This is a genomic window from Paenibacillus sp. MDV22-iso6 (assembly GCF_058408365.1).
In genome coordinates this window covers 109,401-129,805 of sequence record NZ_JBZVDZ010000002.1, presented here as the reverse complement: position 1 = coordinate 129,805, position 20,405 = coordinate 109,401, and the positions used below count along the sequence as shown (strand labels likewise).

At 37.2% G+C, this 20,405-nt stretch carries 22 protein-coding genes; 7 read left to right on the top strand and 15 right to left on the bottom strand.

The window, feature by feature from the left end:
* Window positions 1–12: 12 nt before the first annotated feature.
* Together AC4PM4_RS06850 and AC4PM4_RS06845 are read right to left on the bottom strand one after the other, a co-directional pair.
* The gene (locus AC4PM4_RS06850; RefSeq protein ID WP_063565971.1) at window positions 13–309 is read right to left on the bottom strand and encodes a WXG100 family type VII secretion target; all 297 of its coding nucleotides are present in this window, start codon (window positions 307–309) and stop codon (window positions 13–15) included.
* Window positions 310–349: 40 nt separating this feature from the next.
* A complete protein-coding gene (locus tag AC4PM4_RS06845; RefSeq protein WP_491613180.1) occupies window positions 350–1,717 on the bottom strand; it encodes a lipase family protein in 1,368 nt (455 codons plus the stop codon).
* Between the two features lie 170 nt (window positions 1,718–1,887).
* On the opposite strand from AC4PM4_RS06845, the gene AC4PM4_RS06840 reads away from it, so the two are divergent.
* Together AC4PM4_RS06840 and AC4PM4_RS06835 are read left to right on the top strand one after the other, a co-directional pair.
* On the top strand, window positions 1,888–2,133 hold the full coding sequence (locus AC4PM4_RS06840) for a hypothetical protein (protein WP_072735106.1): 246 nt from the start codon (window positions 1,888–1,890) through the stop codon (window positions 2,131–2,133).
* A 37-nt stretch (window positions 2,134–2,170) separates the two neighbouring features.
* Window positions 2,171–2,503: a DUF1433 domain-containing protein gene (locus tag AC4PM4_RS06835; RefSeq protein ID WP_274569733.1), complete on the top strand. Its 333-nt coding sequence runs from the start codon at window positions 2,171–2,173 to the stop codon at window positions 2,501–2,503.
* Between the two features lie 42 nt (window positions 2,504–2,545).
* Here AC4PM4_RS06835 and AC4PM4_RS06830 read toward each other — a convergent pair whose 3' ends face one another.
* The 5 genes from AC4PM4_RS06830 to AC4PM4_RS06810 all read right to left on the bottom strand — a co-directional run bounded on the left by AC4PM4_RS06830 (window position 2,546) and on the right by AC4PM4_RS06810 (window position 6,462).
* Window positions 2,546–2,797, bottom strand: a complete 252-nt coding sequence (locus AC4PM4_RS06830) for a hypothetical protein (RefSeq protein WP_274569732.1) — start codon at window positions 2,795–2,797, stop codon at window positions 2,546–2,548.
* A 245-nt stretch (window positions 2,798–3,042) separates the two neighbouring features.
* Window positions 3,043–3,324: a hypothetical protein gene (locus tag AC4PM4_RS06825; RefSeq protein WP_099855497.1), complete on the bottom strand. Its 282-nt coding sequence runs from the start codon at window positions 3,322–3,324 to the stop codon at window positions 3,043–3,045.
* A 295-nt stretch (window positions 3,325–3,619) separates the two neighbouring features.
* Entirely contained in the window at window positions 3,620–4,918 is a 1,299-nt protein-coding gene (locus AC4PM4_RS06820; protein ID WP_491613179.1) for a galactokinase, read from the bottom strand.
* 163 nt (window positions 4,919–5,081) lie between these two features.
* Window positions 5,082–5,693 (bottom strand): hypothetical protein, encoded by a 612-nt coding sequence (locus AC4PM4_RS06815; protein WP_491613178.1) that lies wholly within the window; start codon window positions 5,691–5,693, stop codon window positions 5,082–5,084.
* Window positions 5,694–5,721: 28 nt separating this feature from the next.
* A complete protein-coding gene (locus AC4PM4_RS06810; RefSeq protein WP_072735103.1) occupies window positions 5,722–6,462 on the bottom strand; it encodes a hypothetical protein in 741 nt (246 codons plus the stop codon).
* Window positions 6,463–6,596: 134 nt separating this feature from the next.
* Here AC4PM4_RS06810 and AC4PM4_RS06805 point away from each other — a divergent pair, with 134 nt between their 5' ends.
* From AC4PM4_RS06805 to AC4PM4_RS06790, 4 genes are all read left to right on the top strand, one after another.
* On the top strand, window positions 6,597–7,061 hold the full coding sequence (locus AC4PM4_RS06805; RefSeq protein WP_072735102.1) for a hypothetical protein: 465 nt from the start codon (window positions 6,597–6,599) through the stop codon (window positions 7,059–7,061).
* A gap of 202 nt (window positions 7,062–7,263) precedes the next feature.
* Window positions 7,264–8,190: a DUF2268 domain-containing putative Zn-dependent protease gene (locus AC4PM4_RS06800; protein WP_491613404.1), complete on the top strand. Its 927-nt coding sequence runs from the start codon at window positions 7,264–7,266 to the stop codon at window positions 8,188–8,190.
* Window positions 8,165–8,932 (top strand): MerR family transcriptional regulator, encoded by a 768-nt coding sequence (locus tag AC4PM4_RS06795; RefSeq protein ID WP_491613176.1) that lies wholly within the window; start codon window positions 8,165–8,167, stop codon window positions 8,930–8,932. Before AC4PM4_RS06800 ends, AC4PM4_RS06795 begins: the two co-directional genes overlap by 26 nt.
* Window positions 8,933–9,000: 68 nt before the next feature.
* Window positions 9,001–9,672 carry a metal-dependent hydrolase gene (locus AC4PM4_RS06790; protein ID WP_491613175.1) on the top strand — a complete coding sequence of 224 codons (672 nt, stop codon included), beginning with the start codon at window positions 9,001–9,003 and terminating at the stop codon, window positions 9,670–9,672.
* Window positions 9,673–9,742: 70 nt separating this feature from the next.
* On the opposite strand, the gene AC4PM4_RS06785 is transcribed toward AC4PM4_RS06790, so the two are convergent.
* The 5 genes from AC4PM4_RS06785 to AC4PM4_RS06765 all read right to left on the bottom strand — a co-directional run bounded on the left by AC4PM4_RS06785 (window position 9,743) and on the right by AC4PM4_RS06765 (window position 12,939).
* Complete coding sequence (locus AC4PM4_RS06785) at window positions 9,743–10,069, bottom strand: pyrophosphohydrolase domain-containing protein (RefSeq protein ID WP_491613174.1); 327 nt, start codon at window positions 10,067–10,069, stop codon at window positions 9,743–9,745.
* A gap of 228 nt (window positions 10,070–10,297) precedes the next feature.
* Entirely contained in the window at window positions 10,298–10,801 is a 504-nt protein-coding gene (locus AC4PM4_RS06780; RefSeq protein ID WP_338020323.1) for a hypothetical protein, read from the bottom strand.
* A gap of 8 nt (window positions 10,802–10,809) precedes the next feature.
* Window positions 10,810–11,844: a WXG100 family type VII secretion target gene (locus AC4PM4_RS06775; protein ID WP_274569723.1), complete on the bottom strand. Its 1,035-nt coding sequence runs from the start codon at window positions 11,842–11,844 to the stop codon at window positions 10,810–10,812.
* A gap of 161 nt (window positions 11,845–12,005) precedes the next feature.
* Window positions 12,006–12,200 carry a hypothetical protein gene (locus AC4PM4_RS06770; RefSeq protein WP_491613173.1) on the bottom strand — a complete coding sequence of 65 codons (195 nt, stop codon included), beginning with the start codon at window positions 12,198–12,200 and terminating at the stop codon, window positions 12,006–12,008.
* Between the two features lie 223 nt (window positions 12,201–12,423).
* Window positions 12,424–12,939 (bottom strand): HEPN domain-containing protein, encoded by a 516-nt coding sequence (locus AC4PM4_RS06765; RefSeq protein ID WP_491613172.1) that lies wholly within the window; start codon window positions 12,937–12,939, stop codon window positions 12,424–12,426.
* 142 nt (window positions 12,940–13,081) lie between these two features.
* Between AC4PM4_RS06765 and AC4PM4_RS06760 the strand changes: the two genes are divergently transcribed.
* Window positions 13,082–13,423: a helix-turn-helix domain-containing protein gene (locus tag AC4PM4_RS06760; RefSeq protein WP_491613171.1), complete on the top strand. Its 342-nt coding sequence runs from the start codon at window positions 13,082–13,084 to the stop codon at window positions 13,421–13,423.
* A 59-nt stretch (window positions 13,424–13,482) separates the two neighbouring features.
* Here AC4PM4_RS06760 and AC4PM4_RS06755 read toward each other — a convergent pair whose 3' ends face one another.
* From AC4PM4_RS06755 to AC4PM4_RS06745, 3 genes are all read right to left on the bottom strand, one after another.
* Window positions 13,483–15,171, bottom strand: coding sequence for a DNA methyltransferase (locus AC4PM4_RS06755; RefSeq protein ID WP_491613169.1), 1,689 nt, complete (start codon window positions 15,169–15,171; stop codon window positions 13,483–13,485).
* 109 nt (window positions 15,172–15,280) lie between these two features.
* On the bottom strand, window positions 15,281–17,236 hold the full coding sequence (locus AC4PM4_RS06750; protein ID WP_491613168.1) for a hypothetical protein: 1,956 nt from the start codon (window positions 17,234–17,236) through the stop codon (window positions 15,281–15,283).
* Window positions 17,233–20,253 carry an ATP-binding protein gene (locus AC4PM4_RS06745; RefSeq protein ID WP_491613167.1) on the bottom strand — a complete coding sequence of 1,007 codons (3,021 nt, stop codon included), beginning with the start codon at window positions 20,251–20,253 and terminating at the stop codon, window positions 17,233–17,235. Before AC4PM4_RS06745 ends, AC4PM4_RS06750 begins: the two co-directional genes overlap by 4 nt.
* Window positions 20,254–20,405 lie beyond the last annotated feature (152 nt).

Sequence of the window (20,405 nt, the reverse complement as noted above, 5' to 3'; positions counted from 1 at the left end):
TGTAAAGAGGTATTACTGTACCCTGCTGCGATCCCTGCGATCTTCTCTGTCCGCTTCCTCCATTTTACGAATATATCGCATCAGTTCTTCTTTATGAGCTTCGAGTTCATTCAGCTTTGCAGATGCCCCATCCATAAATGACTGCATCTTATGTGTCAGCTCTGTTGCAGATGTACCGATCCAGTCTTGCTTCAATCGGCCATGAATGGAGCGCATTTTCTGTTCCTGCTGCATGAGCCGTTGCTGCAACTGCTCACATTGCTGAACAGCCCTTCTTAAATCAGACAAGGATACGGATATTCTGCCCATTTCTCATTTCCTCCTGTTAGTCCTTCTATGTAGAAATGCATTAGTTTTGGTCTGCGATTACAAAATCTTCTCTTTTACGTTCAATATATTCAGCAATTTCGCTGATGGATTCCTGATACCAACGATTGATTGCTTGTAACGTTGCTGTTGCGTTATAGGCGATGGGTGTAAAGGACTGACTTTCGCTGGTAGATATATGTGTCTGAAACATCTGAATCGAAGCCTGGGCATCATTCGAGAAGCCACTTAAACTTAGCCTCATCTCCCTAGCAGCCTGCGCTAACTCTTCCGGTGTTAATTGAATCTTGCCCCCGCCTTTACCACTAACAATTCCTGTAGCTGCTGCGATCAACGGAGGAACAATACCTGCCATCAAATTGGAGAAGGTGGCTAATGCCTCCTGATGGGCCGTCCACCTAGGAGAAATATCAATGGTTTCACCAGTGTTCCGGTCTATTAGTGGTCCTTTTAGATTTCCATTCTCATCAAACTCATATTGATCCATGGAATGATACCCTTTGCCTTCGTCCTTCGAGAATGAATCAAAAAATCTTATAATATCACCAACATGAAGCTTGTCCAGATCCACACCTATTCTTACGTCATGAACTAACATGGGCGAGCCTGCACCCAGAGGCTGAAAAGGAACCTTTAACTGAAACTGAAATTTCCAATTCTGATACATCGCATTAGCGGTGTCAAAGTCCTGACCCTTATACACGGTACTTCCTACGTGCCTGTCATATTCACTTATTCCCCCAGCCCCTACAGAATCATTGGGATGAACCACGTTAACCATTTTGTTATCAAAATGACCCTCATTCACCTTGGACAAACTGACATCATCCAGGAGATTCGTTACACTAGGAGCACTATACGTCATCCCAGACACATCCTGACGAGCAGCTACATATTGAGCTAAACCGCCACCCAGGGAATGACCCGTCAATGAAATGTCTGAATCAGGGTACGCCTCCTTCACCGCCTCATACAATTCCTCAGCTTGGTGAAACTGATTATTTTCCCAATCCATGTTATCCTTCATAAGCTTGAAGGGACTATTTTTAAATATATTATGACGTTCTGGATCGGTTATCGCATCTTCAAGCCTTCTGGTTCTGCCACCTACGACATCGAAGGCATCTGTCTCAATATCAGCTGCTTTTCCAATAATACCTTCAGGTTCAGTACCTCTATAACCGAAAATAACTTGATTTGTTTCTTCATTTCGAAAGATAATTGAATCGAAGCCCGAATATTTTTTATGCAGCGTGGCTCCTTCTGGTTCAACTGCTTTCCAATCTTTATATTTAGCATCTTCCGAGATAACGGTACCCACAGAAATGTCATTTTGGTAAGCAATTGTCGATATTTTATGATATAGTTCATCACTGATGTAATCCTGCATAACCAACCTCCTAATTCAATGCATTTTTATTCTTATATGTAATCTGGTTTAAATTAAGTGTCTATAGTATATTTATACCATCATATGAAAGCCGAGGTGCTAATGATTTGAAAAAAAGATTACTTTTCTTTTTAACCTTGGGACTAATTTTTACTATTCTAGGAGGGTGTATGTCTACTCAAGAGAAAGAAATTCTTGCTGATGCAGAGCAGTTTGCCCATAAATACATATTGGATAATTATGGGTTGGAGGTTGATTTTACTGATCATAAGTTTTCACCAGTTGATCTCGATAAATCTGTAGGAATACATGGCCATGTCAAGGGAGACGATGACCAAAAAGTATTTGTACTTGTAAAATACGATCCTCTGAAGGTAGAAACGCTTTCTCTCCCTGAAGGAACGGACAAGAAATAATACATCACATTTCATTGGTACGGCAAGGAGTAATGAAGTGAATATTCCTAATAGAAAATATCTTACATTAGCGTTCTTGTTTATATGGTTCATTTTTGCTTTCATCGTATTAAGCGGATGTATGTCAAGTGAACAAAAAGACATCCTTCAAAAAGCCGAAGAAGCAAGTCTCACTTACTTTAAAGAAAACTATGGAATTGATGTAGAATTCACAAATCATAAATTCATTCCGGCTGACTTATCTCAAACGGTATCATTGACGGGATATGTGAAAGGCAACAAAGATCAAGAAGTATTCGCTATGGTGGATTATGATACCTATGAAGTCAAAACAGGTTCAGTGCCTGATCATATCAAACCTCTTAAATAAATCGATTCATTTCTCACTAAGAAGTAAGATATTGTTTAGAATTTATTTTTTCTTTTGTTTAAGCAGTTCTTTGGGGACAATGGCTGTTTGGAATTCAAACGTATCATAATCAATAAGAATAGAGATTTCCGTTTCTTTGTCTTCTTTGACATGTCCGCTTAGACTAACATTGTGACTAAGATCTTTTGGCATGAACTTATGATCTGTAAACTCAACTTCCGTATTGTATTGATCTATGAAATACTGTTGACCAATTTCTGTGGCCTGTTCAATGATTTTGTTTTGATTGGGCATAGAATTGCATCCTCCAAGGATAAGTAATAGAAGTATAGATATCATAGATAAACATTTAAGCTTTTTAAAAATATTATTCACCCCCTATATATGTGAACTTATACCAAAAGAAGTAGAATCATTATAGTGCATCTTTGGCCTAATGAAGTTATTAGGCAGTGAATGTACACATAATTCCTCCATACCCACTGCCCTCACTTTAACATGCTAATCATTCAAAGGTATTTACCCTAATCTTCCATTGTTCATTCCACCCACAAGGATACCCATATAAAAATGCTGAACAACATTACTGGCATAAGCGCCCCAGTGGCTAACATGATCCAAAGTGTTACTGGCCTTACATTCAGGAAGTATTGATCAAACCAGTGAAATCTTTCTTTCCGCCATTTGGCAAACTTGAGTTGCCTGATCATACGCTTCAACATTTTCTGCCGCTGCTTTCCTTCTTCCACTTCTTCCAGCGTACGTCGCAACTCGTCATACAAACGCGCCTCTTCCTGCTCAGCCAGTGTGGTTGTCGTCATTCTGCATCCCCTCCCTTACCTAATTAACACGGAAACACGTCCAAAGTTTGGAATTATATAGAGAACTGAACTTAAGATTGCTCACGTTCCACAATCATCTTCGCCAACTCCTGATCTGAAGTTATTAATAACGGACCGTTCCCTCAGAAAAAGTCGAGAGCGAGCTATCTCTCCTAATGTAGACAACAAAAAGCGATCCTCCTCCATGACTAGCGTCAATCTGGAGAACCGCTATAATGTACTGTTTAATACTACTTATACAGGTTAAACATCGCAGTGTGTTACACCGACAAGATTAACCCACGTTTTCGATTAATGTGTTCAAACATACCGCACCCTGCGCACGTACATTAACCACAATAATTGGCGTATTCAGCATACCGTGCATCCAGGACATATACTCCTCAACCTTTTCGTTGGGAAGAATCGTCAGAATGACCCCTGCAAATCCACCGCCGTGTATACGGCAAGCGCCATCCCCCAGCTTTTGCAGATAATTTTCAGTTAACGCCAGTGCGATACCAATCTCCTGTTCCTTCACCGAACCACTCTGATATACATTCTGGAGCCACTTCCAGGAAGAGTTCCCGGATGCCGTAATCAAACTCAGGAAATCAGCAAAACGCCCTTCCCGCAAGGCCTGCACCTGACCGTCCACCCGATTGTTTTCCTCCAAGAAATGAAGTGCACGCAGTACCGCACGATCCCCTGCTACTTCACGTACATGTTTGAGATTGGCGTAGATCGCCTCGGCCGTAATTTCCTGGACATATTCGCTGCCCAGCGCTTTAGCAACCGCTCTCATCTCATAAGGAACTGCAGCGTAGTCTTCTGTCAAATCCGCGTGATTCCCACCTGTGTTTACAATAACCAAGGAGTAACCATTTTGTTGGAAATCCCATTGTACAGGCTCGATCACAGGCTCGGCCGGGTTCTCAAAATCAATCGCAATCAGCCCACCGTAGGCACAAGCCATCTGATCCAACAGACCGGATGGTTTATTCCAATAGTTGTTCTCCGCATACTGACCAATCTTGGACATAACCACCACATCCAGTGATCCATCATTGTAGAAATGATTCAGAATCGTACAAATCAGCATCTCGAACGATGCCGACGAGCTCAGCCCGGACGCTGAGAACACGTTACTGGAGATGTACGCCTGGAAGCCGCCCACTTTGTATCCGAACTGCCCAAATCCCGCAGCCATACCACGGATCAACGCCGTAGTGCCGTCGTCCTCAGCCTTCGGTGCCAAATCTGTGAGATCGATTACATATTTCTGTTCATAGCCTTCTGAATAAAAGGTAATTACCGAATCCGTAGTTGGCGCAGCCACCGCTATCGTATCCAGCGTAATACTTCCCGCGAGCACCTTGCCATGATTATGATCCGTGTGGTTGCCACCAATTTCGCTACGTCCAGCCGCGCTGAACAATTTGCTGCCCTCTTGTACGCCAAAATACTGTTCGAATGATTCATTGAGCTTTGTGTAACGTGCTGTCTGTTCTTCTAGTTGTTGCTGACCATACATTTGGGCAAGCAGCACTTGGCCTGAAGTGGATTGGATCAGTTCCAGTGGTTGAGTATTCATTGATAATCCTCCTATGGATATGCAGCATTTATTTTTTTGACGTAGATGATAAACAATACGGGAAACGACTCATGCCCGTTTACTATCCCATTATCTCAGCTTCGTTTCGTAAAAGGTAGGGTAGAATTGAAAGTTTGTAAGCGTTTTTTGAAGACATTTTATCTTATTTAATAGGTTTAAATTTAATCTGATCAACAACAAATTCATTGTCGGCTTTATCGAAGGTATACGTGATATTGAAGTCACACACATATGTAGGAGATATGCCAATAGAGCCTGGAAGACTTAATTTTATTTTGTGATTATCCAATGTATAAATAACCACACCGCCGAAAGCAAGCTCATCTTGATGGTAGTCTGGTGCTGGATCAAAATCATAATTGAAGTTACCTACTTGCCCTTGTGAAATCACTGTAATCGCTAATGTGCCATCACCATTTTTAGAAACACGCGATTCAATATGCTCAGCAACAATATCCTCATAACGCTGTACTTTAATTTCAGATAAATTATCGGAGTTAACGACATGAATTTCATAGTTATCCAAGTCTGTCCCTCGACCAGTCTGAATGATTATTACAGCCTCTTCCTTACCATCACCGGTAAGATCAGTATAAAATAACTGCGGCTTCGTTCCCGAATGATGAGAAATGCTCCAATCAAAATCTTTTGTGCGCCCATTTATATCTAGAGTTACTCTTTCAATTGCATCTTCCGTTTCTATAATTGCATAAAGTTTTACTTGTTCATCCTCAGAAGATCCGATTAATTTCAATTTTGAATTTGTTTCTGATTAACAAAAATTAATCCAATGAATTTAACCGAATGGTTACCTTCCTCGTTTCACGATCATTAGAATCAAACCAGTCTTTAAGTACGTTATATTCACTTGTTTCTAATGCTGCTGTTTCAATCGTGAAATGGTTATTGTCTATCCATTCATAAGAGATGATGGGCCAGGTTGGTTTCAACATGAATGCTTCTTCCAAATCAGTTGATGTATATGGGATGATTTCTAATTTTTTGAGATCCACGGCAACAAGGATTTGTCTCTTAACCAGACCGCCTTCATCATAAGCATATCGAATTAACACCTGCTGATAGTCAGAGGAAAGTTTATAATCTTGTAAAATGCCCTCAGGCATCGGCAAGCTATGGGTCTCTCTACCATCAATTTTCACCAAAAGGGTAGAGCAGGCTTTGGTTCCACATCCATACTTTAGCATCGAATATGTTTCCGAAGAAGGCACCTCCAATACTTCCACATGTGTACGATCTATTTCAGTTTGGAAGTCCGGTTCGTTCATCAGGTAGCGCCTATACTCTGGGACGTCGTTAAGAGGTAATTGTAGGGTTGCTTCTTCATTCATGATTTCAATGATATTGGGTAATGAAGATGCCTTGTTATACAAGCCTGAAGAGTTGGTATCGTTATCATTTTCCACCTGATATGCGGGAGGTTCTAACCCAGAAAACCATATCATAATTACCGCTGAAGTAACGAGTACTATAACTAGTAGCAAAAAAAACATTTTCTTTTTCATAGCACTCCTCCTTCGTGCATGGTTTCGATCCGGAACCAAATGGATTATACTACAAAGATATCCATTTTTGGTGTCAGATCGGTTCAATGTTATTTTCATGAGATAACCCACTATTCAGGTTAAGAGGTGAATCTATGAACGTTATTTTAAACAAAGAACCAGATAAACGTCGTATAAACGTAGCGATGCTTATGTATCTCGTACTAATGATTTTATTTTATGGCATTTATGTTTCCTTGGAATCGGATCGGATAGCTCAATCACAACAGTGGACTTCCGGTGGTTCCATAAGCGACCAAGCGATCGAGTCAATGAGTCAGCTGGGAAAAGGGACGTCTATCACTGAATCGCTGTTCCTCGTTCTCTTCACACTGGTGATGATCACGATGATTACCCGGTACCGAAGAAATGTAGAAAGATTACTCCCTTTTGCCTTGTGGAATCTCGCTTTGTTTGTTGGGGTTGGCGCGGTCAGTTTGGTTGGTTCACAGGTCACGTCAATGTCCGTTGGCAACCTGGCACAACCTATCTTCGTACCTGCATTTCTATTGGTAGCGTTGTTCATATATGTGGTTTGGGGATTAATGAAACGTGGATAATAACGTGTGTGAGGCGATTATAAACGTTCAAAAACTTTGGTTGTTTTCTCCATAGATATCTGGATTGCAGCCAAAGTTTTTTACATCTTATCTCAGAATCGGATCGATTAATGCACTTAAACGTATCGCAACTTCCTCCTTGACTGTTACGTAAGGTCATACTTGATAATGGGCTCAAGTTCACCTAAAGGAGAGATTAATGATGAAGATTACCGCGTTACGCTCAGATAAAATCTATAAAGAGATCATCAAGGCTGCACCTGATGACAAATTGGAGTTATACCGCGAGCGAATGATGAGTCCATTCATGAACAAATGGAACATTCAACAGATTCCGTTTCGCTCTCATGAGCCTCACGGCTTCGACGTGATCATGATGAATAACTTTATGAATATCGCTCCCGCAGATATCACACCTGAGATTAACGAATCGTTAGCAGCGATTTCGTCTGAAGCATTTTGGCAACAGTGTCATGAAGCTGTTCGTACAAGTCTATCCACCTTTACAGATCAAGGGATTGACCTGTCGGTCTCCGAATATCTATACACGATTTTATTAGGCGATAAGAACAGTCCTTCACTCACCATGAACAAAGGCATCAGTGGAGATGGTGGAATCCCGGGTTATATTATTGCGAACCTGATTCCGAGTAGATATACTCTACCTCGTATGCAATCCGTGTTAGCCCATGAATGCAATCATAATGTGAGATATCAATATATCCAGTGGAATCCACAGATCACGCTTGGCGAGATGGTTGTTAGCGAGGGGTTGGCCGAGAGCTTTGCGACATCCCTGTATGGAGAAGAGTTGCTAGGCCCCTGGGTAGCCAAAACAGATATGGAGACTTTGAATAACGTTATCAAACCGAAGATGAAAGATCAGCTGCATGTCACTGGTTTTGACCAGATTAATCCCTATCTATACGGCGATGAACTTTCCATCATGCAAAACTTCACGCCCGTAGGTATGCCCTATGCGGCTGGCTATGCCTGCGGTTATCACTTAATCCAATATTATCTGAACAAAACAGGTACACCGATTACCAAAGCAACCATCACTCCGGCAAGTGTCATCCTTGCTGAAACAAAGGACTTTTGGAATGAAAACACCCTATTTGACCGTTAAAGATATCATCCAGATTACTGGCATCACGAAACGCGCATTACATTATTACGATAAAACAGATCTATTAAAACCGAGCAAAGTCGAGGACAATGGCTATCGGTATTACGATCAAGAGGCACTGGGGAATCTGCAAATGATTCTGTTGTTCAAAGAAATGAATTTCTCCTTGAAAGACATTGCAGCCATGATGCAACTCTCCAAAGAAGAACAGAAAGATATCCTAAGAAAGCACCGCAGCACACTCGTTCAACGCAAACAAAAGCTCGAAACCATCATCAACCAGTTGGATGAGTATGTGGATGGGACGGATATCTCTCATCTTCATCTGTTTGACGACTCTTCCATTCTGTCCATTCAAGAGCAATATGAATCCGAGGCAAAGTTCATCTACGGAGATACCGAGAAATATCAGGAATTCGAAGTCAATGTGAGCCAGCTATCTGCGGAAGAGCAAGAACAAGCTTACCAGCAGTTCTCGATTAACATGGAGCAGGTATTTCGGGAATTGGCGAAGCATCAGGATCTGTCCCCTGCTTCTGGTGAGGTGCAAGTGTTAGTGGGAGAATGGAAGAATTGTCTGGAGCAGTTTATGAGTTGTGATGCTGAGATTTTGAGATGTATTGCGGAGACCTATACGACGGATCGTCGCTATGTGGGTTATTTTGATCAGTTTGGCGATGAGGAATTTGTGAGGTTTTTGTATCAAGCGATTATGGTTTATGTGGAGGGGGAGGAAAAGTGACTTTGTGTGAAGTGAGAATCCATCACTAAAAGAATTAAATGTATGAATCAGGCTCAGGAGGTAATTTGATGCAAATGTTTCTTCATATGGCTATACACTTGATTACGGGCGGAACAATTCTATTACTTTTTCTAGATAAGCGGTTATCTCTTACTAAAGACTATATAATCACTATTGTTTTGGGATCTATTATTGCTATCACTCCTGACATCACTAAGTACTTTGGTGATATATTGTTACATTCTCTTGCTATGGTTCCCTTAATTGGAGCTGCATATGGCTGGATCATCTATAAAACCTTAAACGTTCGGTTCTTCTGGGCATGGATAAGTACGATGGCCACATTATTCATCGGGCATCTTCTTATAGACTTTCTTGGTAATGGAATTAATTTGTTCTATCCTTTTACGAACCAAGAACAGAATTTCGCGATCTTGGGATCAAATAATGAACTCATCATTTCTGCGTTGTTAGCCCTTGCCACTGCAATCACATTAATTTATAAAAAGGTTAAACCCATTGCAATAGTTTCATTAGTACTAGCGGCTTCATTTGTTGTAAGCTTAGGAATTTCTAATGCAATAATAAACTACTCTTTGCAACAACGTTACTCTTTCAAAGATCCACAATATATTATTGTCTATCCAGATAATACCCCATTTCAATGGAACTATTATGTAAGAATTGATGAACTCACTATTATTTCCGGCAAAGGAAGTTATTTCACAGTGACAAAATAATCCCGGACGCATGATGCATCCGGGTGATCAGTTCATCAGCCAAGTTATTTGTAATGAGTTGAGTTTAACGTTAAGCTTCGTCGACATCGATCAGATACACCCGTTCCTGGAATCCACCGCGCTCCTCGGCTTTGTCTGCACGAAGCTTATCCAGCTGAGCTGCATTCACACCGTGCACCTCCGCCAGTGCCCGGATGACCTCCAGCATGTCGGCTAGTTCTTCCAAAGCTTCCTGATCACTCGCTGCATTTACGTACTCATCCGATTCTTCTTGCAGCTTCGTTCTTAACTCTTGCTTATACTCCTCCGGGTCCAGAATGCGTGTGCGGCATTCCTTACTGCTGGATGTGATGATATTTGGAATCTTGTCCCGCACCAATTTGTTGTATGTAGGCATGTGGTATAACATCCTTTCTGCTTTGGAGGTTTTCCAGCTTCACGTCAGAATCTCCCTTTTTGCCATTATACCCTTTGCTATGGAAGGAGCTAGGTTAATTTTGTAAAGTGGTTGGGATGGAACGAGGAGATAAAAATAACCCATGACTACTCGTATTCGAGTTGAAATGGGCTTTCTGCCATTATTAATGTCTAATTTTTCTGCATCAAAATCTGGTTCAGAAGGATTCTAAGCCAACATTTTCGAGACAATAACATTCGTATCCATCATTTCTTTATCAATCTCGATCAAGCAAGTGTCATCATCCATAGCTGGTTCATAACCGATTCTAACCTTCTCTATTGCATACTTGTTCTTAATATCAAGAATATACTCTATTAACTTCTGAGCTTTTAACGCTGTCTCTGAAGTTTCTCCGCTGAACAATTCCTCTTCAGGAAAATCAATTACAATATCTCCAGATTCCTCATCAAATGAAAATACAATCATCACGTCGTTAAAGGTATGGCCCAGGTTAAGCTGAGACAATAATATATTCCCCGTTCCCTTAGGAGAAAGAATCTCTTCAAGGCTCTCTATTTGCTGAAATTCAATATCGTTTTCACTACGGTTATCATAAAAGTGAGAACTTTTGATCCGATCCACCTGAATGTTCAAATCATTTTTAATGAATTGATCCAGATTATTTTTGTTAAAATCAATTAAAATGATTTCTAAACTTTCCAAATTCACAACCTCCATCATTGATCGATAAATCCTTTGAATGAACCATCTTGGTTAAGCCTTGCTCCGCGACCATCAGGTAAATTCTTTTCGAGGAAAGTAATACCTCTATTATTTGTAATTTTCTTGAATTCACCTGGAGCATCAAGTATATCCTGTAAATGCTTTTGAGCTACTTGATTAATTTGTTCAGGCCCACCTCTAACTCTTCCCCATATATCTGGGTTTCGCCCTGCGTGTTTCTGCAAAGCATGTCCTACAACGGTTTCTCCACCTTTTTTGGGAGCAGTAGCAGAACTAATAACGGTATCTCTGTTAAATATCACAGGGTTTACACCATTCAAGTTATCTAGCTTAGACTTTGGAAACTTCAATCCTCCAGTCGGAACCTTATAACCCCTATTATACGTTCCAGTAAAAGCCAACACGAGCTTAGCAGTCTGTAAACCTCCTATAGAAACTGCTGCTTGCCATGCTGGTATGGATTCTCCAGTTACGGGATGATGACCTTCCTTAAATGCATTGATCTGTTCATCATATATATCTCCACCACTAGACTCCGGTTGCTTCGGTCCAGCCCTCATTTCCTCATAGGTACCACCCTGTTCCCAATACTTAACAAACTCCTTTTGCCCTGGCATCCCATCCTCTGCTTCGCTGGCAGGCATGTTAACTCCAAACAAAGGATTATATACCATTCGTCTTTGTTCTTCTGTGTTACCTATATTATGGTTCATCATTGTATGGGCAGCAATCTGTCCAGCAACAGCTCCCAAGCTCACCTGTTCCTGATCTGCTTGTTCGAATCTCTCGGCAATCGCGAACAGATCTTGGGATGACTTAACCATACTTTCCAGTGCTAGATCCAGTACAGAACGTGACTGTTGAAAATCATAGAAAAACCGTTCCTGCGTTGCTCCCGCCCACTGAGACTCGATGAATCCGATCCGTGCGGTCAGGTCATTACGTATACCCTCCAACTGCTGCCTACCCTGCTCGATCTGTCTGGATACATGCAGCAGCTGCTCTGGTGTTACTTTAATTGTACTCATATCATTCTCCGCCGTTAGAATTAGGATTTTACCATGTTAGCAGAAGCTTGGTGTATATACATCCTTCTAACATCCTGATTTTTCCTTTCTCACCCTAACAATATCTCCAACAACGTACTTCATAGGTCCTAATTTAAAGGAAATCTTCTTAATCTTTTGATTTAATAGAAAATAATTAACAAACACACCAACGGGCACGCCGTCAACAATGCCGCTGCAAAACTGATCTGTGCCGCGACTCGTCCTCCGGTAAACTCTTGCCGTGAAAAGAACATCCAGATCGAGAGGTACGTAGCGCCTAGTGGAAATGAAATTATCCCTTTAAACGTACTCGGTTCCATATACCCATGCATCATGCTTTTACCAATTAGGATTAGAGTAACCAATTCCAATATAGATAATATGAAAAACGCGATAGCAATTACTCTTTTCAAAATGTACACCTACTTTCCAGATGCAAAGCAAAGAGCATCCTTTGTAATCTCTGCATCATATATCCTTTATTTGGATGATGTCATCTTGTAAGCGTAACATAGATCAATCAAACATTTAACCGAAATGATCAATTAAAAAAATATCTTACTCTGATGAATTATCATTCAATCGAGTGGCTAACTCGTCCAATATCTCTTCTGTTCGTTGAAGAAGCTTTTCGATGTTGTTCAGTTCTAGTGGCTGGTCATGTGGGTAATCTGCTAGGGATGACATATGTTGCATCGTACCGATGAACAAAGCGATATCCAATCCGGGTTCAGTGTCCGTATGCACTAGTGGCAAGATTTCGTTCATGGTGAGTTCCTTGGGTGGATGTGCTGAGTGATACTTATAGATATATAGCGCCTTGATCATGGAGGCTAGAGCCCAATCGCAGAGAATGAGGCAGGCTTTGAACTGATTGTGATTACGCATGATTGCTGCAAGTTTGAGGTGATACATAGCATGTTGGTGATAGTCCAATATTGTAGTATGTAGCATGTGGTAAGCAGGAGCATGTTTGGACTTGGCTGGTATGAAGTTATCATGGTCTTGCGAACGTGGAGTAAAATCTACTTGGTGATTACAATGTGCTCCGGTTATGGACCAATTTCTTGCCATTGTCATCCCTCCAAAGAGTTAATACCAGTATTATACAATAAAATGATACTTATAGTAATCAATTTAAATTATTTGTATTTTTCGTTTGGTGTTTACCTTGAGGAAACTTGTCTACACTTTTGAACATAGAGAGGTGAATGCCATGAATGAGGACAGAGAAGTTTTGAAGCTGGTCGGAGCCAGAATTCGCGCACTACGCAAAGAAAGAGGGTATTCACAGGAATCCCTCGGAGAAAAAGGCGGATTTCATTTTTCATACATAGGACAGATCGAACGTGGAGAAAAGAACGTTTCTCTGGTGAACTTGGCAAAGATCGCTGAGTCGTTGGATGTTAATTTGATTCAATTATTTGCTTATGTCGAAGAAGAGTTTGAGGTAACTGAAGATGAACTACTTATAAAAGATATAATAACCCTCCTCCAAAGTTCAAACATTGTGCAACTAAGCACAATCAGAAATATTATTAAGGAAATTGTAAAATAATCACAAGAAAATTCACTAAAAAGAGGGCTAACTATAATTGACATAATTAGCCCTCCTTTTTAAATTTCATTTTTTTTTACGACTAGGATGTGTTCCTCCATCATTGTTTTAATTTCATCTTTTCTTGTAACAGTTGAATTAATGTGATAAGGCATACGTTTAAAAGAATATTTTCGTTGCATAGAAGTAACTTTTGTATATTGTAAATTTTCAAACCAGTCCCATAATACCCCTTCCATATCTATTACTACTTTGCCCAGAACAGTTCGATGTCCTACAATCCAAGCTTGTATTCCACCATCCCTTAACACTCTATCTGTTTCAACAACTACTTCGTAAAGATCCTTAAAGAAATGCATGACCTGCTTATATCTTTTGGGCTGAGCTGAAATCTTTCTCTTAACAGTTTCCCTTATAAAAGGCAGTTTATTTTGTAAATCCTCTAAACGTCGATAAATTAATTTAACATTATCCGATAAGAGGTCATCTATGAATCGGTCTGACTCTCTTTTTGCTATTGTCTTTATAGTCTTGTCACTTTTTGAGTTGCTAATACTATAATTGATTTTTCGAAATACATCTAATCTCACTCTTTCTTTAATAAGAGATATAACTTCGGGATTTAAGCTATTACTAAAATCAAAATTTTTATTTGTTATATGTTCTTTAATGGTATTTATAGCAATTAACATATTTTCTAAGTTTGTTACTTCTTTACCTATAACATTCTGCATGTTAAGAACTATTCCCTGAAGAGTCTTAGATCTGCATATAATTAAATCTTCATGGCCATTCGCATCAGAATTTCTTCCTCCCAAAAGATACTCGTCACAATTGAAATTCTTTACACTTATGCCCAAAAAGTAATCCATAAGATCACCAATCCATTGCAATGATAGACGAGAAAATTGTCCGTATGCAACAGTACTAGCTGAATCTCCATAAGGAGGAGAGGTTAAAATAAGATCAATTTCTTTATCTTTCATGTACGACATTTTTTTAGCATTCGCCAATTCAATGTGCGTAAGAACTTCTTTTGGAAAATTTTTGTTAGCCTTATCTAACATACTTAAAAGATCTTTTATTTTTGATTTAAAGACCATTAAACTATCTAAATTAAATTTTTCAATATCTTTTGGTGACATCTTGTAAAGCTTGAACTCACTATTTCTTGTTAAAGAAACCGATCTTACTGTAGAACTAAATGCAGTTAATAGTATACAAGCATAGACCTCCCTTGACCGCCCTTTCTTCCCCTTAAGATAATTCCAAATTTTGAATTTTAAGTACGATAAATCAGTAATATTAGATTCCTTAAACCAATAATTTATATTAGAAAAACTAACAATGGGAAATGGTTCACCACTATTAATTTCTAAGTCAGATAAAAATTTCTCTATTTGTTTGGTAACAAGTCCCGTGTTAGAAACAGTTAGAGATTTTGTCTTAGCAATTAAAAGTGCAAGAGGATTTAAATCTGATCCATAAAAGTTAAGTCCTAAAATTTTGGACTCCAAAGCTGTAGTACCACTCCCAACGAAGGGATCAAGTACATTATTAATTGAATCATACTCTTTTAATATTTTTGCTAATATGGTATTCACCATATTTGGTACAGCTTTTGCGGGGTAAGAATGTATATTTCCATTCGGCGAGAAAAAAGACGCAAAATTATTTTCTCCTAAGTAATTCAAATCGATGTTCCAGCTACTACTCTCTAACATGTTATCTGACTCATTATTTACCATTTACTCACTCCCTCGGACATTCAAAAATAAGCCGCACAACATGTTAATGCTGCACGGCTAAAGTCCATCTATCGAACATACATTTGCAATTATTATAACATTTAAAATATTACAAATCCATGGGAAGTCCAACATTGCTCTGAGTCAAACCAAAGTAGGCTTGAACAAAGTTTTGATATGGCATTTTAAGACGTCCAATTCTTTTTATTCGATAGTCTATCCTATTATCTTTAATTCCGAATTTTTTTAAACTACGATCATGAATTTTAGTATCTTCTTTGAAAGTTCCCTCAGTTAATTTTAAATTTGTTTCTATGATATTCAAAACCTCATCTAAATGTTTTTGATAGTAATTGGGATATAGAGGAACAATATCAGATTTAATATCCTGTAATTCTTTAACAGAGAATCCGGTAGCACCAGTCGGTGAAAGAGCGCATAAATCAAGTGTTGAGAATGGTATATGAATAACTTGACGCAAATATAAATAGAAATTGTAATACTCTTCATCTGTGCCACCTGTGAATTTGAAAGGAGACAACGTCATTCTATAATCAGGGCTTGTTTTTTGATTCATTACAGCAACTTGTAATGCTGACGCCTTCATTTCATTAATAGCTGCCTTAACGTTATCAACATCGATGGTCTCCTCATCGAGACTTTTTTCTAACCTATTAATCATTTCTTCTAATATATTTTTCTTATCACTTATTTTTTTCTTATCTAATTTTAAAAGAGTAGCATATTCAACTTTACGTTTAATAACTTTTGAATCAAGCCTTATAACACAATCACATTCTTGAGTTACTAACATTGCATAAGTTACTTTATTATTATTATTCTTTGTTGGATGCTTTATCTCAAATATATCACCAGTCATTATAGGCTTAAAAAACTCATTTACGTGAAAATCAAATTTTTCGTTAGCAATTATTTCATTGAAAACTTTCTCTTCGAGTAATGCATTTTCATTAGGAGTCCATGATTCTATATTTTTTATGCTTCTTTGATACAAGGGTTCTTTACTTAATTTATTTTTAAAGAATAGATTGGCGTGTATATCGTGAACTCTCATTAAAGTATCACTAATATTTGTTCCCTCATCTATAGATTTTCTTTTTAAATATTCTATTTCTAATAAATTCAATTTAGTTGTTTGCTCCATTGCATATGTTAGAGATTGGAACCGTTGCTTCGAATGTAAATGAAAGAGTTTATATAATTCAAATCCGTATCTAGCTGTCTGTAGTAACTCCTCAAACGATTCTTGCTTCAGTACTCCACCCTTAGGCATAACCCAAAATAAATTATTAATTTCACTTTTTCTATCATAAATTTGTTCAAAAGTAGAATAAAACTCTTCTTTAAAATTCTCATTATTAAAGAAAAGACTTTCTTGAATAGTTTCCTTTTTCAATAAATCAACAAGGTCAACACTTCTAATATCAGGTTTGAAAGAATTGATTTGTTCTTTGATAAATTCATATACTTTATCACGACTATCAATATCTTCGCTTTTTCCCGTATATATAATACCTATCGCAGAATTATCCCTTGTAGAAAGTAACTCAAGCAAGTTTATTATTTCAAAATTTCTAATTTGCCCATCCAGCTCTCTATCTAATATCCACAGTTTCATTTTCCCGTCAGTTTCCACAGGAGAATAATTTTTCAAAAACTGTATTGCTTCGTTATATTCCGGAAAATGTTCTACTTTTATTGATTTAGATAATGTATCTAAAAAGCTATATTCTTCGGAATAGTTTTCACCTTTGAACATTTCTTCAATACTAGTTTTCCCTTCATTTTTATACCAATGATCTAATTGATCTAATCCTTCAGCTTCCTCTTCTAAATCAATGTATTTTAGAAACAACTCACTAAGTTCACCGCTCATCCCCTCAGTAAGCTTATTATATATAGACTCATTCTGATTAACCATATCAACAAATTCATGTCTCTCATCACTTAATAATGATTCTGGCAAGATGTATGATGTCAATTTGTCATCATATAGTTTATCTTCAACAATATATATTTCCGATACTAATTGAAACAGTGTCATTGTGAGCCCCCATTTTTACTAAAATCTAATATGAATCTATAACGTCTTCCAAAATCATTTCTCTTATTGCTAAGTGTTACATGTATTTTTAACATCTCACAAAGAGTTTTAACAATATACAATCCTAATCCTCTTCCAGAACCATCTGACTTCGTAGTAATAAATGCATTAAATAAATCATTTTCAATACTAGGGTCTATACCAATACCATTATCCCAAATTTCTACGACCTTTTCTGTCAGTTCTATAGAAATATTAAATTCTTTTATATCAATATATTCTTTATTTTCTGAGAAATTTAGCCAATACTCTGAATTCAAATAAAAGTTATCTAAAATTTGATTCAGTAAGCCTTGGTTACCTAAAATAACGAACCCATTCTCACCGAAGATATTAGTATTAATATTATTTCTCTTTGCCCTAGCCTTAATGAAGCTATTCGAACTGTTTGAATACATATTTTGAAACAAATCATAAAGGTCGATGCGTGTTCTTCTTTTACGTTCATTTTGATAAGAAGGAGCTAGGTATTTTAAATATCCGTCAATTTCCCCCATAGTAGTTTGCATTTGGATTATAGACCTTTTAATCTTTAGATCTAGATTCGGCGTTTCTTTAACAGTACCTATTAAATTTTTAACTTTATTACTTTGTATTTCAAACTCATGAGTGAAAGCTTCAACTAGCATCCCCAAACTAGCTAATTCAGTGATTTTTTGTATATCTTCAGACAATATTTCTATTTTCGTGTGCAAAGTCCTACTGTTTTCTTCTGTTAACTTCATGTTTTCATCAGCAACTTTAGTCAATTTCAGAGCATTTCCAATATAATCTCTTAATGTAGATGTTTCCTTTTTTTCACTAGAGTTAATAACTGCTGATAGTTTAATTTGTTCATCTAGAATTTTTTTTCTCTCAATTTCTTGTTCTAATAAAAGCTTAGCCTCTTCCTTTTCTATCTCTGATATTATTTCTGAGAATACTTTTCCTAATTTTGTTACAAAACTTTGCATATTGAAATTGATTTCCTCAACCGCTATTGAACAAAGGCGAAAAAAAACATTACTATACGTATCGCTTATAAAGCCCTCTCTATTAGTTTTCTCCCTAAGATTCTTATTTTTTGCAGTTAATTTAACATAACCAGTAGTATTTTCACTTTTTAAATCTGAATATTTACCACTTGATGAAGCCGATATATTTAGTCCTAACCAGTCATTTTTAGGATCACCATAAGGGAATATGCGAAAACCATCTCTGTATATTTTGATCCCTGTAATTGAATCAAAGTATTTCTTCGTACTGATAATTTTTTTAGCATTTAAGCCATAAATCTCAGCAAGTTTTTCTTCTACTTGTTCTTTAGTGTTACTATCACGAGAAAAATTATAAATTATCATATTAAAGGGACCCGGCGATTGAAAACCAAAAAATTTAGTTTCCCATACATTATCCATCTTATCCAACAAGTCCTCTTGTTTAAATTTACTCGTTAATGTATATGGACTACTAGGAATTTCTATTTTATTCAAATACTTTTGTAACCACTTTTCATCTTTTTCAATTAGCCTTGCTTTATGATTCTTAGTTTTTTGTCTAAAAAAATCTGAATAGAATGTGGTCTTAGATTCAGCTTCCCACTCTTTTGAATCTTCATTGAAATAAAACCTGTACTCCAACTTAGAATTACATATTATTTCAAGAAAATCCTCATCTATCATTTCCATATCGATCTTTATACCATTTACGATGAATTTTAATTGAAAGTCTTCTTGTAATCCTCTAAAGGGTGCTATCATTGAAAATAGCGATTTCTGAAGCTCCGCTCTTCTTTCACTCTTACTTATCAATTCAACCCAATAGTTTCTGTTTCTAAGCTTAGTAATAATCAAGTTAGTGTAATGTAAGCTTAAGTCTTCACTAGATGTAGACAGAATAGTATCAACTTCATCTAATGTCGCTTCTGAGTCATATTCGAATTTTTCCCAATCCACTTCTAAATAGGACTTATGCGGAGTGTTTTCAACACTTGTTTCAATAAGTAATTTGTATCCTAGTCTATGTGCAGAAAGACGTCCTATCCCCTTTTCACCTAATGGAGTTCGATCATGAGTACGATTTTCTTGCTTTATTTTTTGTTTCATATTAGTTGAAATATACAACCAGTGATTTCTTATTGTTTCTCGCGTCATTCCTATACCACGATCTCTTATTTCTATTTTACCTATTTTCTCTCCTGATTCTTCGTATTCAGTATCAACAATTATTTCGACAATACTTGATCTAGCATCATACGCATTCTTTATCAGCTCAGATAATGCAACACTCTCGTTTTCAATCATCTGTTCACCTAGCTGAAGAAGTAGCCTAGCAGCCGCTCTAAAATGATGATTAGTTACCTCCTCTTCGTTTAAATATCTTAGAGCATTCTCTTTCAAATTTTGAGGTAATTCATTTATTCTATGAGAGTTATTCCTCAGAATTTCCTTTGATAATGCTTGTTTTTTGGTACTCCTCAGATAATCAACATAGTTATAAATATTTAACATAGAATTGTTGATATTTATAAGTTTCTCATAACTCTCAATACATTTTTCAACCTGTTGAGTTTTTTTAAGGATCAGGCATTTAAGTTGAACTACAGCTTCCACATCATTAAATAAACCCTCAATTTTCTCCACCACATCTAAGGCACTGGTATACTGACTTAATTCCATCAAGAACTTAGTCTTGAATATATAATTTTCTAGACTCGGAGAAATTGAAATTATTTTATCTATAAGCAAGATAGCACTTCTTGTATCTTCCCTATTTATTTGAATACTGATTAATAGCTTTAATGCCTCTAAATTATTAGAGTCAATAGCTAAAACACGATTAATATAATTAGTCGCTTCTGACCATTTACTCTGCATAAAATATTTATGAGCAATAGCTAAATATATATCAAAATCTAAAGAATCATTTGTTTCTATATATTTTAATAATTTATTTAAAGGCATAGTATTATAATCCAATTAGTACCACCCACTTTCAATAATAATGATATTACCAAATACCTTTTTAGAAACCGTAGCCGAGAACTAGGTAATTAATACTACTTACACCAGGATAAATATACCATAAATAAATTTTAAAAGTATAATATATTCCAACCAAAATCATTGAA